Annotated in this window: 13 protein-coding genes; 4 read left to right on the forward strand and 9 right to left on the reverse strand. The window is 64.2% G+C overall.

Annotated elements, in window-relative coordinates:
* Positions 1-156: 156 nt before the first annotated feature.
* The gene (locus WDM24_RS11485; RefSeq protein ID WP_338831283.1) at positions 157-1,479 is read right to left on the reverse strand and encodes a sugar ABC transporter substrate-binding protein; all 1,323 of its coding nucleotides are present in this window, start codon (positions 1,477-1,479) and stop codon (positions 157-159) included.
* Positions 1,480-1,595: 116 nt separating this feature from the next.
* A complete protein-coding gene (locus WDM24_RS11490; protein ID WP_338831285.1) occupies positions 1,596-2,450 on the reverse strand; it encodes a VOC family protein in 855 nt (284 codons plus the stop codon).
* Positions 2,451-2,585: 135 nt separating this feature from the next.
* Between WDM24_RS11490 and WDM24_RS11495 the strand changes: the two genes are divergently transcribed.
* The 3 genes from WDM24_RS11495 (at position 2,586) to WDM24_RS11505 (ending at position 6,723) form a co-directional block, all read left to right on the forward strand.
* Positions 2,586-3,953, forward strand: coding sequence for an FAD-binding oxidoreductase (locus WDM24_RS11495; RefSeq protein WP_338832370.1), 1,368 nt, complete (start codon positions 2,586-2,588; stop codon positions 3,951-3,953).
* Between the two features lie 222 nt (positions 3,954-4,175).
* A complete protein-coding gene (locus tag WDM24_RS11500; RefSeq protein WP_338697853.1) occupies positions 4,176-5,363 on the forward strand; it encodes a 6-phosphofructokinase in 1,188 nt (395 codons plus the stop codon).
* A gap of 214 nt (positions 5,364-5,577) precedes the next feature.
* Complete coding sequence (locus WDM24_RS11505; RefSeq protein ID WP_338831286.1) at positions 5,578-6,723, forward strand: fructose-1,6-bisphosphatase; 1,146 nt, start codon at positions 5,578-5,580, stop codon at positions 6,721-6,723.
* Between the two features lie 16 nt (positions 6,724-6,739).
* Here the strand turns inward: WDM24_RS11505 and WDM24_RS11510 are convergent, their stop codons facing one another.
* The 4 genes from WDM24_RS11510 to WDM24_RS11525 all read right to left on the reverse strand — a co-directional run bounded on the left by WDM24_RS11510 (position 6,740) and on the right by WDM24_RS11525 (position 12,032).
* The gene (locus WDM24_RS11510; RefSeq protein WP_338831287.1) at positions 6,740-8,365 is read right to left on the reverse strand and encodes an ABC transporter ATP-binding protein; all 1,626 of its coding nucleotides are present in this window, start codon (positions 8,363-8,365) and stop codon (positions 6,740-6,742) included.
* The gene (locus WDM24_RS11515; RefSeq protein WP_338831288.1) at positions 8,362-9,192 is read right to left on the reverse strand and encodes an ABC transporter permease; all 831 of its coding nucleotides are present in this window, start codon (positions 9,190-9,192) and stop codon (positions 8,362-8,364) included. Before WDM24_RS11515 ends, WDM24_RS11510 begins: the two co-directional genes overlap by 4 nt.
* A gap of 2 nt (positions 9,193-9,194) precedes the next feature.
* Entirely contained in the window at positions 9,195-10,172 is a 978-nt protein-coding gene (locus tag WDM24_RS11520; protein WP_166203220.1) for an ABC transporter permease, read from the reverse strand.
* A gap of 246 nt (positions 10,173-10,418) precedes the next feature.
* Positions 10,419-12,032, reverse strand: a complete 1,614-nt coding sequence (locus tag WDM24_RS11525) for an ABC transporter substrate-binding protein (RefSeq protein WP_338831289.1) — start codon at positions 12,030-12,032, stop codon at positions 10,419-10,421.
* A 432-nt stretch (positions 12,033-12,464) separates the two neighbouring features.
* Here WDM24_RS11525 and WDM24_RS11530 point away from each other — a divergent pair, with 432 nt between their 5' ends.
* Positions 12,465-12,764, forward strand: coding sequence for an HU family DNA-binding protein (locus tag WDM24_RS11530; RefSeq protein ID WP_021077434.1), 300 nt, complete (start codon positions 12,465-12,467; stop codon positions 12,762-12,764).
* 163 nt (positions 12,765-12,927) lie between these two features.
* On the opposite strand, the gene WDM24_RS11535 is transcribed toward WDM24_RS11530, so the two are convergent.
* The 3 genes from WDM24_RS11535 to WDM24_RS11545 all read right to left on the reverse strand — a co-directional run bounded on the left by WDM24_RS11535 (position 12,928) and on the right by WDM24_RS11545 (position 15,223).
* Positions 12,928-13,707 (reverse strand): SDR family oxidoreductase, encoded by a 780-nt coding sequence (locus WDM24_RS11535; RefSeq protein WP_338831291.1) that lies wholly within the window; start codon positions 13,705-13,707, stop codon positions 12,928-12,930.
* A 313-nt stretch (positions 13,708-14,020) separates the two neighbouring features.
* The gene (locus WDM24_RS11540) at positions 14,021-15,007 is read right to left on the reverse strand and encodes an ABC transporter substrate-binding protein (protein ID WP_338831292.1); all 987 of its coding nucleotides are present in this window, start codon (positions 15,005-15,007) and stop codon (positions 14,021-14,023) included.
* An 18-nt stretch (positions 15,008-15,025) separates the two neighbouring features.
* Complete coding sequence (locus WDM24_RS11545) at positions 15,026-15,223, reverse strand: hypothetical protein (RefSeq protein ID WP_338831293.1); 198 nt, start codon at positions 15,221-15,223, stop codon at positions 15,026-15,028.
* Between the last annotated feature and the right edge of the window lie 120 nt (positions 15,224-15,343).

A 15,343-nucleotide genomic window follows, 5' to 3' on the forward strand; every position in this document is an offset into this window, starting at 1 on the left:
AGTAGGACGGCGGACGCCATTCACGCGCCGGCGCGGCATCTCCAGAGCCTCCGGCTCTGGAGTCTTGCTTTGACGCGTTTTCTTCACGCGAACCGGTACCCACTTCGCTTGAAAACGCTTTGGCCTCCGCCGCCGACTCAGCCTGTGTCACCACGCTCACGCTTTTTCGCTACGCTCCAGGATCGGGCGGAATTGCTCGTGCGCCTTTTTCAGCTCGGTGGCGGGATCGGCGCCCGACAGCGTCGCGGTCAGCGCCGCACCGACGATGTCGCGGAATTCAGCAACCGGGATGACGACGGGCAGGCCGAGCTTGGAGATCTTGGCGGAGTCGATCACCGATTGCAGCCATTCCTTGGTCTTCACGCCCTTGGCGACCTCGGTATCGTCGACGATCGAGTTGCGGAACGGCACGCCGCCGCCGGCTTGCAGCAGGCGGGCGCCTTGTCCCCGCGAGACCACCCATTGGCAGAGCAGATAGGCGGCTTCCTTGTTCTTGCTTGCGGCAGCGATGCCGATGCCGTCGCCATAGGTCGAGGAGAACTTGCCCTTGGGTCCGGCGGGCACCAGTGTGTAGCCGACCTTGCCGACGACGCGCGAGGCGGCGGGGTCTTCCAGCGGCGGCGCCCAGCCGTCCGCGTCGATCCACATCGCCGAGCGGCCTTGTGTGAACGAGGCCATCGACTCCATCCAGTTGAAGCCGGCGACGCCGGGCGGCGCGGATTTCGTCAGCAGCCGCTGATAGAGCTTTGTCGCCTCGATCGCCTCGGGGCCATCGGTCAAAATGTTGCCCTTGGCATCGAGGAATTCGCCGCCAAAGTTCAGATAGAAGTTAGTCCACATCGCCATGTTGGCGTTGCGCAGGCCGCGGCCGACGAAGCCATAGATGCCTTCCTTCGGATCGGTCAGCTTTTCGGCGGCGACCGCCATCTCCTCCAGTGTCTTCGGGACCTCGACGCCCTTCTTCTGGAACAACTCCTTGTTGTAGTAGAGGATGAAATAGTCGACCGACCACGGCAGCGAGAACATCTGGCCCTTGTCGTTGCGCGCATATTGCAGGCCGGCCGCCGAGAAATCGCTTTCGATGAGGTCAGGCGGCGTGAGGCTCGGGTCCTTGAGATAGCCGCTCATATCGGCGAGCCAGCCGCCCTTTTCGAATTGCCGCTTCTGCACGTGATAGCTCAGGTGAACGACATCGAAGCTCGGCTTGCCCGAGGACAGCTCGATCACGCATTTCTGGCGCTGCTGCTGCTCGGGAATCTGCTCCGACTCGACCTTGATGCCGGAAAGCTCGGTGAATTCCTTGATGTACTTCTGCAGATTGTCGCCGCGCGGCCCCTTGGCGAGGATCACCTCGAGCGTGGTGCCGGAATATTTCTTCCAGTTGACCTCGGCGCGGGCTGGAAATCCGGTCAATCCAACCGCGCCGGCGGCGGCGGTGCCGGCCAGCATCTGCCGGCGCGAGATCAGGTGATGCGACATGTTTCTCTCCCAGGACGGTTCTTGTTTGGGAGGGATACTAGCGTCTCGACTTGCTGTGCCTAGCCCCCACATGCGCGGCGCCGCTGCATAACGCTGCGCCGCGCATGGTATGGCAGCTATGCCTTGACGAAGGCGAGCAGGGTGCCGTTGCCGGCAGCCGGCGGCACGGTGATGCTGCTGCCGCTCTTCACGCCGGTTGCGGCCAGTGCTTTCTCGGTCGCCGCCAGGTCGGCCGCGATCACGAGGCCGGCGCCGCCGCGCTCAGACAGCCCATCCAGCGATACGCCGGGATAGCGCTTGCCGAGCTGATCCCTGGTCAGGAACACGAAGTCAGCGCGGTCGCCGCCGGACGGCACCGCAACAGCGCCGTCGGCATCGTGCCTGACTGCGATATCGATCATCTTGGAGAGATGCGCGGCATCGGTCGCGGGATCGGGCGAGACGATCAGCACCTGCTTGAGGCGTTTTGCCCCATTGGCGTGCGTCATCAATTCGGGAATCCAAACCGTCTCGCGCGTCTTGTGCTGGCAGGCAAAGATGCGGACGCCGCCCGGCGCTTCCGCGGTCGGCCACTGGAAGGTGCGGAATTTCGCCGCGGAGACGGTGCCGTTCGGCAGCGTCACCGGGCGTTCGAAATCGGTCGGCCCGATCGGCGTGTAGCCGCGGGCGCGAATCTCCTCGGCACCGGCGGCGGAATCCACCGCGGTGAATGCGATGCGTTCGATGCCTTCGCCGCGCTTCTCGAGGAAGGCGCGCGCCGGAGCATTGTGTTCTGTCGGCGTCAGCACGCCGAGCAATTCCATGTAATCGGGATCGAACATGATGGTGTAATTTCCCGATCCCATATGCGCGCTGTGGGTGCCGCGCGGCGACACGGTGAAGCCGAGCCGCTTGTAATTCTCGGCGGCCTTGTCGAGGTCCTTGACCATGACCACGGCGTGATCGATTCCGATGACGTTCTTGAGTGCCACTTCTTGTCTTCCCGGCTGGAATGAGGGATTGGCTTTTGTTTTGACGCGTTTTCTTCACGCGAACCGGTATCCACTTCGCTCGAAAACGCTATAAATCTAACCAGAACGCGCAGGCCCCTGCAAGAAAGGATCATGATGAACAGCAATGCCGTGCGCTGGCCCAATTCGCTCTGGGCAGCAGTGACGCCGCCGGGCCCCGATTGTCCCGAATTGACCGGCGCGCAGCAGGCCGATGTCGTCATCATCGGCGGCGGCTTCACTGGTCTATCGACCGCGCTGCATCTGCGCGAGGCCAATGTCGACGTCGCGATCGTCGAGGCCGCCGAGCCGGGCTGGGGCGCCTCCGGCCGCAACAACGGCCAGGTGATCCCGACGCTGTCGCGCCCCGATCCCGATGACATCATTGCCAGGCACGGCGCGGCCGGCGAGCGCTTCGTCGCGATGCTGCGCGACAGTGCCGCTGATCTGTTCGACGTCGTCAGGCGCTACAGCATCGCGGCCGAGCAGGAGCAGGCCGGCTGGGTGCAGCCGGTGCATTCGCTGGGCCGCATCAAGATCGCGGAGCGGCGGGTGCAGCAATGGTCGAAATTCGGCGCGCCGGTCGAACTGCTGTCGCGCGATCAGACCAGGGACATGCTCGGCTCGGATTCGTGGTACGGCGGCTTCTGGAACAGGAGCGGCGGTCACATCAATCCGCTGGCGCTGGCGCGCGGCCTTGCGCGCACCGTGCTCGGCCTCGGTGCGCGTATCTACGCCCGTTCGCCGGCGCTCAGTTTCGAGCGCCGCGGCGATCGCTGGGTGGTGAAGACCGAGCAGGGCGAAATCTCCGGCCGCGCGCTGGTGGTCGCGACCAATGCCTATAGCGGCGAGTTCACGAAATCGCTGGTGCCGGAGATCGCAACCGAGGTGATGCCGGTGCTGTCCTGGCAGATGGCGACCCAGCCGCTGTCGGACAATGTTCGCAAGACTATCATCCCCGCCAGGCAGGCGATGTCGGACACCCATGGCGAGCTCTATTTTGCGCGCTACGACGCCCGCAATCGCCTCGTCACCGGCGGCGCCGTGCTCGGCCCGGGCGACAAGACCGAGCGGCTGAAGGCGTGGGTGGCCGAACGGCTGCAGCTGATTTGGCCGCAGATCGGCGATGTCTCCTTCGACTATGTCTGGAACGGCTATGTCGGGATGACGGCGGATTTCCTGCCGCGCATGCACCGGCTGGGACCGAACGCCTATGGCTGGACCGGCTGCAACGGCCGCGCCGTCGCGCTGACGATTCCGCTCGGCCGCGAATTGGCGCGGGCGGTGCAGGGCGTGCCGGAAAGCGAGCTGGCGCTGCCGTTCACGGAGCCGGTGCAGTACATGGCGCACGGATTGCTGCGCAAGCTCGCGCCCTGGATGCTGGTGCTCTACCGGCGCCGCGATGCGCAGGAGCTGGTCAAGGGCGATCGCTTCGAATTGCTGCGCTGGGCGGAGTATTTCCTCGCCTCGCGCCGGTCGCGGTGACGCGGATCAACGTCGCGCCTAGCGCGCGAGATATACAGCATGGAGGGGCCAGCCGCCCGAGGTGAGGACTGGTCAGGCAACACCGTGCTCCGAAGAATGGGAGCCCAAACTGGTCCGGTGGAACGCCGCGATCACGAGGATTCCGCCGTTGGCGGATAGCGTTGTGGAAACCCCGACGCGACGCAGGCATTATTGCCATATACCGATTCCTGGGAGGTGGGCATGGCGAGGAAGCGCATTGGTATTCTCACGGGCGGTGGAGACGTCCCCGGCCTTAACGCGGTGATCAAGAGCGTGACTTATCGCGGCAGCGAGGACGACATCGAGGTTGTCGGTCTCCGCCGCGGCTGGGAGGCCCTCACACACCTGAACCTCGACGACCCGGCCAGCAAGTCCCATTACATCATCCCGCTGAACCGCGAAAACACGCGCGTCATCGACCGGCGCGGCGGCACCGTGCTGCACTCGAGCCGCACCAATCCCTCCAAAATGAAGAAGTTGCCCGATCATCTCGCGGGCCACGACTTTCCGGTTTCCCGGAGTACCAAGGGTGGCATCGCAACCACGACGTGGGACCTCACCAGTGAGGTGCTGGCGAATCTCGCGGGGCTCGGTATCGAACATCTGATCGCCATCGGCGGCGACGATACTCTCAGCTACGCGGACAAGCTCAACGGGCGAGGCGTCAAGATCATTGCCATCCCGAAGACGATGGACAACGACGTTCGCAACACCGAATACTGCATCGGCTTCTCGACCGCGATCACCCGTGCCAGCGATGCCATCCAGCGCCAGCGCACCACCGTCGGCTCGCACGAGCGAATTGGCATTTTCCGCGTCTTTGGTCGCGATGCCGGCTTTACGGCACTCTATACCGCATACGCAACCTCGATCCGATGCGCCATACCGGAGTACAAGGTCAATCTCGACAAACTGATCCAGCTTCTCCTCGATGATAAGCACCGCAACCCAAGCAACTACGCGCTGATCGTGCTCAGCGAGGGCGCCGAGTGGGAGGGCTACAAGGTGCAGGAATTCGGCGAGCCTGACGCCTACGGTCACCGCAGGAAGGCGAGCGTGGCCGAAGCGTTCGCGGACGAGATCAAGCGGCGCACCGGCGAGGAGACCATCGTCTCTGACCTCACCTACGACCTGCGGTCAGGCGATCCGGACTTCATCGACAAGCTTGTGGCGCTGACGTTCGGCAACATGGCTTACGATGCAATCCTGGAAGGCAAGACCGGCCTCATGTCGGCGCTGGTCGAGGGCCGCTACGACCTCGTGCCGATCCCTGACGCCAAGCTCGGGCCGCGCAAATTGGACGTCGCAAGCGCGTACAACACGGAGCGCTACCGTCCTCTCTATTCCAACAAGCGGGGCTTGCCGATCTTTCTCAACCGCGCTTTCTAGCGCGGCAGGTGGTAACCCCATCGAGCATGGCTGGCCATTCCGAATGTGTCGTTGGCGCGCATCGACACAAGCCGGCAGCGGGGCCATAATCCCGCGTGGATCCTGCACAGGGAACCTGTCGCACCACACAATGTTCTTTTTGCGAATGAGCGCGCCGTCGCCGGCGCAGCGAGCGCCGAGGCGAAGGCGCTGAGCTGCGGTCGGAGGGATGCTCATGAAACTCACAATTTCGGTCATCAAGGCTGACATTGGCTCCGTTGGGGGCCATACGAAACCATCTGCGCGCATGATGGCGGCTGTCGAAGGGGAGGTCGCGAAAGCGATCGACAACGGTCTCCTGATCGACGGTTTCGTCCGCCATACCGGCGACGATATTGCGATTATCATGACACACACGCGGGGCGAAGGGAGCTCCGAGGTCCATCAATTCGCCTCGAAGACGTTTCTCGCGGCCACTGCGGTTGCGAAGACCTCCGGGCTCTACGGCGCCGGCCAGGATCTTCTCGTCGACGCCCCTTCCGGAAACGTTCGCGGCGCGGGTCCGGCCGTCGCCGAACTCAGCTTCGACCACAGCCTCTCTGGCGCGAGACCCGCGGAGTCCTTCATGGTGTTCGCCGCCGACAAATGCGGCCCTGGCGCCTACAACCTGCCGCTCTATCTGGCCTTTGCCGATCCCATGTATTGCGCCGGGCTAATGCTGCCCCCGATGATCAAGGGCTTCCGTTTCCATATCATCGATATGGACAACACGGCCGGCGACAGCGTGATCGAACTCGATGCGCCCGCGGACGGCTACCACATTGCGGCGCTGCTTCGCGACAACGAGCGCTTCGGCATTGATCGCATCGTCTCGAAAACCTATGGCGAGGTCGCCGTCGCCGTTTCGGCACAGCGCCTTCACTCCATCGCGGGCAAGTACACCGGCAAGGATGATCCGGTCGCGATCGTCAGGAACCAGGGCATTTTCGCGGCGCCCGAAGAAATCATCTCGCCATTCGCCAAGGCGCACTTCGTGGGCGGCGATGCGCGCGGCTCGCATGTGATGCCGCTCATGCCCGTGCCGCTCAACACCCCGGTGACGGGGATGTACTGCCTGCCGATCGTTTCCTGCGTCGGCTTCTCGGTCGACCGGGACGGGAAGTTTTCGGAGTCTTATACCGATTTCTTTGACAACCTTGCGTGGGACGAGGTCCGCCAGCGCGCCCAGCGCAAGGCGATCGAGATGCGCAGCCAGGGCTGGTCCGGTGCCGCGATGCTACCCTATTCCGAGTTGGAATATGGCGGCTTCCGCGACACCGTATCCGGATTGCTGAAGCGCTTCCGGCTGCGCGAGGAGTCCAAGCCACAAGCGGCGGAGTAGGGCCGCGCGTGCCCGGCTACACGGTTGCGGTGTCGTGCTCGCGCGCGAACGCGCCGCCGGGGATCGCCGCGAGCAGCGCCTGGGTATAGGGATGCTGCGGTTGGCCGAACACCTCGGCCGTCAGCCCTTGCTCGACCACGGCGCCGTCCTTCATCACGGCGACAAGATCGCAGATCTGCGCGGCAACCCGCAAATCGTGGGTGATGAAGATGATGGAGAGGCCAAGCTGCTGGCGCAGCCCGGCAAGCAGCTTCAGCACCTGCGCCTGCACCGAGACGTCGAGCGCCGAGACCGGCTCGTCGGCGACCAGCACGTCCGGCTTCAGCGCCAGCGCCCGCGCAAGCCCGATGCGCTGCCGCTGCCCGCCGGAGAATTCGTGCGGGAAGCGGTCGCCGGCGGATGGGTCGAGGCCGACCAGTTCGAACAGCTTTCGTGCTTCCGCGATCGCCGTGGTGCGGTCGGTGCCGTGCACGATCGGTCCTTGCGCCACCAGCTCGGCCGCCTTGCGGCGCGGGTTGAGCGAGGCGAACGGATCCTGGAACACCATCTGGATGTGGCGGGTCTCGCGGCGTACTTCCTCGCGCGTCAGCTTCGCCCAATCCTTGCCGTCGAGCACGATCGAACCGGTGTCGGGATCGATCAGCCGCACGATGCAGCGGGCGAGCGTCGATTTGCCCGAGCCAGACTCACCGACGATGCCGAGCGTCGCGCCGCGTGGCAAATGCAGCGAGACGTTCTTGACTGCTTCGGTGACCCGCGCGCCGCGGCCGAGGAAGCCGCCGGTGCGGTAGGTTTTGGAGACGCCGTCGATGGTCAGGATATCCTTGCCGGAAAGGATACGCGGCGGCGGCGCCTTCAGCGGCGGAACGGCTGATATCAGCTGCTTCGTGTAGGCATGCTGCGGATCGTTCAGCACCTTGTCGGCCGCGCCTTGCTCGACGATCACGCCGTGCTGCATCACCACGACGCGGTCGGCGATCTCTGCGACCACGCCGAAATCATGGGTGATGAACAGCACTGCCGTCTTCTTGCGCTGCTGCAAATCACGGATCAGTTTCAGGATCTGCGCCTGCGTCGTGACGTCGAGCGCGGTGGTCGGCTCATCCGCGATCAGGAGTTTGGGATCGAGCGCCAGCGCCATCGCGATCATGGCGCGCTGGCGCTGGCCGCCGGAGAGCTCGTGCGGGTAGGCTTTTGCGGCGGCCCTGGGATCGGGGATGCGTACGTCCTCGAGCAGCGCTTGCACCCGCGCAGCGATCTCGGCCTTGGACAGGGCGGTGTGGATCGCAAACATCTCGCCGATCTGGTCGCCGATGGTGCGCAGCGGATTGAGCGCCGTCATCGGCTCCTGGAAGATCATCGCAATCCCGGCGCCGCGCACCTCGCGCATCTCTGCGGCATCGGCCGCGCAGAGGTCGCGGCCGTCGAACATCATCCGGCCCTGTTCGATGGTCACCTCATTCGGCAGCAGCCGCATGATGGCGTTCGCCATCATCGATTTGCCGGAGCCGGACTCGCCGACCACGCAGAGGATCTCATTCGATGCAATCGACAGGGAAACGTCGGACAGCGCCTGCGGCCGGTCGGCGCCTTTGGGCAGGCGCACCGTCAGTCCGTCGAGCGAAAGGACCGTCTCGCTCATCGGCTCTTCAGCCTCGGATTGAGCGCATCGTTGAGGCCCTGGCCGACCAGCGACACCGCCAGCACGGTGACGAGGATCGCGATGCCCGGGATGGCCGAGACGTACCATTGCACCCGGAGCACATCGCGGCCGAGCCCGATCAAATTGCCCCAGGACGCGACGTTGGGGTCGGACAGTCGCAGGAACGCCAGCGCGCTTTCCAAGAGGATCGCGACCGCCATCACCACGCTGGCATAGACGATCACAGGTGGCAGTGCGTTGGGCAGGATCTCGCCGAGGATCAGCTGGACGTCCTTCATGCCGAGCGTCTTGCCCGCCTGCACGAATTCGCGGTTGCGCAGTGACAGGAATTCGGCGCGGGTCAGCCGCGCCGGCGCCGGCCACGACACCACGCCGACCGCAATTGTCACCGTGGTCAGCGTCGAGCCGAACACCGCGACCAGCACCAGCAGCAGCACGAAGTTCGGCAGGGTCTGGAATGCCTCGGTGATCCGCATCAGCACATTGTCGACCCAGCCGCCGTAATAGCCGGCGAAGGCGCCGACCAGGATGCCGATCAGGATCGCGATCACGGTGGCGACCCCGCCGATCAGGAGCGAGATCCGCGCGCCGTAAAAGATTTGAGCTGCGATGTCGCGGCCGGAATTGTCGGTGCCGAGCAGGAAGCGTGGGTTGGAAAACGGCCAGACCAGCGGCCGGCCCGCCAAAGCGAGGGGATCCCGCGGATAGAGAATGCCCGCGCTAACAGCCATCGCGATCACGAGCAGCAGCAGGATCAGGCCGATCACCGCGGCCGGGCTGCGGAAGTAGCGTTTCACCGCGTCCATCGTCAGCCCTCCGCCGCGATGCGCGGATCGAGCCGCGCGTAGAGCAGGTCGACGACGAAGTTCACGACGATGACGAGCAGCGCGGACACGAAGACGATGCCGAGCAGGGTGTTCAGGTCGCGCTGCACCACCGATTCATAGGCAAGCCGGCCAAGGCCGGGCAAAGAGAACACGCTCTCCACCACGACCGAGCCGCCGAGCATGGTGCCGGCCTGCAGTCCGATCAGCGTCACCATCGGCAGCAGCGCGTTGCGCAGCACGTGGCGGGTGATGACATGTGTCTCGTCGAGCCCCTTGGCGCGGGCGGTGCGGACGAAATCGAGGTTCAGCACCTCCAGCATCGAGGCCCGCATGATGCGCAGATAGATCGCGAGGAAGATCAGCCCGAGCGTCAGCGTCGGCAGCACGAGGTGCGCCGCGATATCGAGCACGCCCCGGATTCCGGTCTGCACCGTGCCGATATCCTGGAAGCCGCCGGATGGCAGCCATTGCAGATAGACCGAGAACACCACGATCGCCATCAGCCCGAACCAGAAGGAGGGGGTGGCGTAGAAGATCAGGCCGAGGGTGGAGATCATGGTATCCGGCCAGCGGTTGACGCCACGCGCGGCGATCACGCCGAACAGCAGGCCGAAGAAGAACGCGAACGACAGCGACGCAGTCATCAGCAGGATGGTCGGCGGCAGCCGTTCCAGGATCACGGTCGCCACCGGCTTGCCGTAGATCGAGGAGAAGCCGAGATCGAGCCGCACCAGCCGCCACAGATAGTTGGCGAGCTGCGCCGGCACCGAGAGGTCGAGCCCGTAGAACTTGCGCAATTCCTTTGCAGTCGCGGCATCGCCGCCGCCCATCTGCGCCATCAGCGCATCGACGGTGTCGCCCGGCGCGAGCTGCAACAGCAGGAACACGCCGATCAGGATCAGGAACAAGGTCGGGATCGAGGCGGCAAGCCGCCGCCCCGCAAGGCTCAGGATACGCATGCGTTATCTATAGCGCTTTCGAACGAAGTGGACACGGGGGCGCGTCGGATTGGGCTCTGCCTCTCGCTTACCTCGCCCCGCTTACGGGGAGAGGTCGGATCGCATGCAGCGAAGCGAAATGCGATCCGGGTGAGGGGGTACAGGTCTATCGTAGATTAATCCGGCGGAGAGAGCCCCTCACCCCAACCCTCTCCCCGCAAGAGCGGGGCGAGGGAGAAGGCAACACCGCCTTGGCCGGAAGCGGCCTCAGGCACTGAGCCAAAGATCGTGCCAGCTCGCCGAGCCCCAGCGCGGCGTGTTGGAGTGGTTGCGCGCCTTTGCCGTGATCACGGTGACGAAGATCTGCTCGATCGGCATCCAGACCGGCAGCTCGGTGTTCACCTCCTTGACGAAGTCGGCATAGAGCGCCTTGCGCTTGGCCGGATCGACTTCGGTCGCGGCATCGTCGATGGTCTTGTCGACGGTCTTGTCCTCCCAGCCCCATTGGTTGGTCCACGGCGCGCCCTTGGGCTGGCCGGAGCGGTACCACACCGTGGTGGAGACCGCGGGGTCGTTGCGGTACTGGTGCCAGCCGGTCGCGAGATCGAAGGCGTGCTCGTCATAGACCTGCTTGAGGAAACCGCCGCCGTCGTTGCGCACGATATCGACCTGGATGCCGACTTCTCCCAGCGACTGCTGGATGAAGGTCGACCACAGCGAGATGTCCTCGCCCCACGGCGCCGGCAGCAATTTGAGCGAGAAGCGGTTGCCGCCGGAGGCCTTGAAGCCGGCCTCGTCGAGCAGCGTGATCGCCTTGGCCTTGTCGTATGGATATTGCGGCGTGTTGGGGCCGGGATAGAAGTCGGTCGAGGTCGAGGGGATCGGGCCGGTGCCGAGCTTGGCGAAATCGCCGAGGAAATTGTCGATGAAGAACGGCACGTTGATCGCGTGCGCGATGGCGCGGCGGACGCGGATGTCGGACAGTTCCTTGCGGCGGAAGTTGAACTCGATGGTGTTGGTGCGGGCGTTGCCCTCATTGCCCTTGGTCGCGACGATGAAGCGCTTGTCCTTGCCGAGCCGCGCCATGTCCGAGATCGTCAGCCCCGAGAACGGGCTGTAGTGCAACTCGCCGGCCTCCATCTGCGCGGCCGCGGCGGCGCGGTCGGTGATCACCTTCCAGACGATGCGGTCGAGATAGGGCGCGTTCGGCCGCCAATAGTCCGGGTTGCGGTCGGCGATGATGTATTGCCCGCGCTCATATTTGACGAATTTGAACGGGCCGGTGCCGACCGGCGCCAGATTGGTCGGGTTCTGCCTGATGTCGCCGCTCTCATAGAGATGTTTTGCGGAGACATAGCCGAGGTCGGGCAGGGCGCGCAGCAGGAGGTTCAGCGGCATCGGCCGCTCGTAGCGGAAGATCGCGGTCTGCGGATCGGGCGTATCGACCGCGGTGAGGAAGAGCTGCAGCGTCGATCCGTAGTTGAGGATCTTCTTCCACATGTTCATCGCGGTGAAGGCGACGTCTTCCGAGGTGAACGGCTTGCCGTCGTGCCAGGTGACGCCCTTGCGCAGCTTGAAGGTGACGGTCTTGCCGTCAGGTGCCGCCTCCCAGCTCTCGGCGAGCACGCCGACCGGCTGTCCCTGGGCGTCGAGGTCGACCAGATTCTCCTGAATCTTGCCGCCGATGATGTAGACGCCGGTCGAGGCCTGGATGCTCGGGTTGAGCTGGCGCTGCTCGGCGCCGTAATGGACGTTGAACACGCCGCCCTTGCGCGGTGTTTCCTGCGCGAATGCCCGCATCGGATTGATGACATTGGCCGCAATCGCGGCCGAGGTCAGCAGGGCCGTGCGGCGGTTGATCTCAAGGCGGGTCAAATCCATACGCGGGTCTCCAGAACTTACATAAAGGCTTGTATCGGCCGGCCAGCTGGTCGGTCGTGGCGGCCTTTGACGATGTTACCTTGGAATGGGAACCCGAGTCATTTTCTAATGCCTCGCCCTTTTGGAGGATCATTTCCGAAACCTGAAGTGGCGTGTCGCAGCGCGTCGCAACCCGAATTGCGCGCCGCATTGTCGCTCCCGGACGCTTCATGATGTGTGCGGTGATTCTCTCGGGGGCCTGTTTCGGGAGCCCCGAAGCCGCGCAAACCCTGTAATTTTAGGGGTCGGAAGCACCTTGACTTGAAAAAACACTGGAAAAATCCCTGATTCGGGGGCTGTCCACAGCGATATTGCTGTGGGGAGTGCAGAAAACACTGTTTTTCTCGGCGTTTTCCGCCATATCGTGCCCATTCCAGAATCAATGGAGCAACCATGGCTACCCAATTGTCGAAGTCGCAAGTGATCGAGAAGATCGCGACCACCACCGAACTCTCCAAGCGCGACGTCAAGAACGTCTTGGACTCGCTTGTCGATGTCGGCCACAAGGAGCTGAAGAAGGCCGGGGTATTCCTCGTCCCCGGCTTCGCGAAGTTCGTTGTGGTCAAGAAGCCTGCGACCAAGGCGCGCAAGGGCACCAACCCCTTCACCGGCGAAGAGATGATGTTCAAGGCCAAGCCGGCCCGGAAGATCGTCCGCGCACGGCCGGTCAAGGCCGCCAAGGACGCGGTTTAAGATGAAAGGCCTCCGGTGACGGAGGCCTTTTGCTTTTGAGCCGTCGCTTCCTGCCGTAGGTTGCCAGCTGCGTTTTCGAGCGAAGTGGACACCGGTTCGCGTGAAGAAAACGCGCCAAAGCAAAATCTGGAGCTTCGGTTCTGATTGAACCGGAACCGGAGCTCTAGACCACCGGCGATCGGCCACCATCGACATTGATGGCGGTACCGGTGATGTAGGAGCCTTGCTCCGAGGCCAGGAAGCAGGCGAGATTGGCGAACTCCTCTGCCGTGCCGATGCGGCCGAGCGGCGTGCCCTTGGCAAGGCCCTTGGCGAACTCTCCGAAATCCGTGTCCGGCGCCTGGGCGGCATGCCGCTTGACCCATTGATCGCTCATGATCAGGCCGACCAGGAGCGCATTCACCAGGATGTTGTGCTCGCCGCCTTCGTTGGCCATGACCTTGGTCAACGCCATGCCGGCGGCGCGCGACACCGAGGTCGGCGCGGAATTGCCGGCCGGCGCCTTGGCGAAGGTGTTGAGCACGTTGATGATGCGGCCCCATTTGCGCTGCTTCATGCCGCCCCAGACCAGCCGGCTGAATCGGATCGCGGCGAACAGCTTCAGGTCGAGGTCCTCCTGCCAGGCCTCGTCGCTGATGCTCTCGAAGGCCAGCGTGCGTGCCGTGCCGGCATTGTTGACCAGCACGTCGATCTTGCCGAGATCGGCGACGATCTGGTCATGGGCTTTGGTGATGTCGGCGGCCTTCGCGACGTCGCAGACGTAATCGCATACCACGAGGCCGTCCTTGGCAAGAGCCTCGCGCGCCGCGGCGAGATCGGCGGCGCCGCGGGCGAGGATCGCGACCTTGGCGCCGGATTCCGCAAACCGCCGCGCCACCGCGATGCCGATGCCCTTGCTGCCGCCGGTGACCACGGCGACGCGGTCTTTCATTGATAGGTTCATTGTTGTTCTCCCTGGGCATGATCCCGAGGGAGAACGCTATCAAACCGACAATGCGACCAACAAGGTCATGCAGAGCAGGTGTGCCGTGACGATTAATGCGAGATGGAGCGGGCCGGACATCGGATGTCTCCCTTGTGGGACGCGGACGAATGCCAAGTGAGGTGAGCACCGCCGCCTAGACTCCCTCCCCCTGAAAGGGGGAGGGCGGGGTGGGGGTTGCTCTCCACGGACGCCGGCGTCTGCGGAGGCAGGATCCCCACCCGGTTTGCTGCGCAAACCGACCTCCCCTTTTCAAGGGGAGGTGGAGAAGGCGCTAGTTCGAATTGGCGCCCGCCGTGAAGCTGCGGTCGACGGCCTTGCCGACGTCGAGCGTCTTGCCGAGGATGCCGTAGCGCGTGGCGCGATCGGAGGCGGCCTGCACTTCCTTCACCACGGCCTCGTCGATCGCGATCGGCGAGGTCTTCTGCGCGGTGTAGGCGGCGAGCAGCACGTCCTCCGGCAGTTTGGTCAGATCGGCCGTGTTCCTGGCGTATTCGGCGACATGGTCGAGCGACCACAGCCGCGCCTTGTTGAGCCGCTGCACCAGATCGTGCACGGCCGCGCGCTTGGTCGCGATCGCGGTGTCGGAGGCGACGATGAAGGTGATGGTCGGCGTCAGTCCCTCGCCGTCGGCGACGACCCGCGCGTTGTCCTTCAGCGTCGCGTAGGAGATGTAGGGCTCCCACACCGCCCAGGCATCGATCGAGCCGGCGAGCAGCGCGATCTTGGCGTCGACCGGGCCGAGCGGCGCGAAGGTCGCGTCCTCGATCTTGCTGCCGGCCTTTTCCAATGTCGCATTGATCAGGAACTGGCCCCAGCCGCCTCGCGTGCCGGCGAGCCGCTTGCCCTTCAGATCGGCCGCCGTCTTGATCGGCGAATCCCCGCGCACCAGGATCGCCTGCGTCCGCGCATCGGACCGCGTGCCGCCGATCGCCTTGATCGGCGCGCCCGACGCATAGACCGTGAGGAAGGACAGGTCGCCGGTGTAGCCGACGTCGAGCGCGCCGGCATTGATCGCCTCCAGGATCGGGGCTGCGGCCGGAAATTCCGACCACTCGATCTTGTAGGGTAGGTCCTTGGCGAGGCCGGAGATCTCGAGCAGCGAGCGGTTGCCACCCTTCTGGTCGCCGACCCGCAGCACGATCGCGTCAGTCGCGAACGCCGCTGCCGATGTGGACAACGTGATCGCCGCCGCGAACAGCGCGGCCGCGGTGCGGCGGGTGAAGGTAGAAGGAGGGCCCGAGCGGGTCAGTTTGCGCATATGACTTTTCTTTCCGATTCATTCGCTGCGCGGCGGAACGCGCGGCAGCGTTTGATCGAGTCTATGAGCAAGCCGTTCGTCGTCAACGAAACGGAAATCTGAATTCGTCGCCCGCACGACAAGGATGATCTCGTCAAGCGTGCCGCGCGTAGAAGACATCGCGCGTGCGCCCGCAAAACGCTCAAATTTGATGCAGTCGCGGTGACGACGCCGCATGTCGCGCGTCGCGATAACGGCAAAATCCTTTCATCGTTGCGCGATGCGATCGTGGAGATATCAGCTGCCGCGCCGACAACATTCGAAATTCCATTTCATTCACGATGAACTTGTCGCGCC

It is taken from the genome of Bradyrhizobium sp. 27S5 (genome assembly GCF_037217225.1).
GTDB lineage: Bacteria > Pseudomonadota > Alphaproteobacteria > Rhizobiales > Xanthobacteraceae > Bradyrhizobium > Bradyrhizobium septentrionale.

Bases quoted from the DNA above. Each gene is read 5' to 3' on its own strand.
- WDM24_RS11485 (WP_338831283.1), bottom strand. From the start codon at position 1,479: ATGTCGCATCACCTGATCTCGCGCCGGCAGATGCTGGCCGGCACCGCC.
- WDM24_RS11495 (WP_338832370.1), top strand. From the start codon at position 2,586: ATGAACAGCAATGCCGTGCGCTGGCCCAATTCGCTCTGGGCAGCAGTG.
- WDM24_RS11500 (WP_338697853.1), top strand. From the start codon at position 4,176: ATGGCGAGGAAGCGCATTGGTATTCTCACGGGCGGTGGAGACGTCCCC.
- WDM24_RS11505 (WP_338831286.1), top strand. From the start codon at position 5,578: ATGAAACTCACAATTTCGGTCATCAAGGCTGACATTGGCTCCGTTGGG.
- WDM24_RS11510 (WP_338831287.1), bottom strand. From the start codon at position 8,365: ATGAGCGAGACGGTCCTTTCGCTCGACGGACTGACGGTGCGCCTGCCC.
- WDM24_RS11515 (WP_338831288.1), bottom strand. From the start codon at position 9,192: ATGGACGCGGTGAAACGCTACTTCCGCAGCCCGGCCGCGGTGATCGGC.
- WDM24_RS11520 (WP_166203220.1), bottom strand. From the start codon at position 10,172: ATGCGTATCCTGAGCCTTGCGGGGCGGCGGCTTGCCGCCTCGATCCCG.
- WDM24_RS11525 (WP_338831289.1), bottom strand. From the start codon at position 12,032: ATGGATTTGACCCGCCTTGAGATCAACCGCCGCACGGCCCTGCTGACC.
- WDM24_RS11530 (WP_021077434.1), top strand. From the start codon at position 12,465: ATGGCTACCCAATTGTCGAAGTCGCAAGTGATCGAGAAGATCGCGACC.
- WDM24_RS11535 (WP_338831291.1), bottom strand. From the start codon at position 13,707: ATGAACCTATCAATGAAAGACCGCGTCGCCGTGGTCACCGGCGGCAGC.
- WDM24_RS11540 (WP_338831292.1), bottom strand. From the start codon at position 15,007: ATGCGCAAACTGACCCGCTCGGGCCCTCCTTCTACCTTCACCCGCCGC.
- WDM24_RS11545 (WP_338831293.1), bottom strand. From the start codon at position 15,223: ATGCGGCGTCGTCACCGCGACTGCATCAAATTTGAGCGTTTTGCGGGC.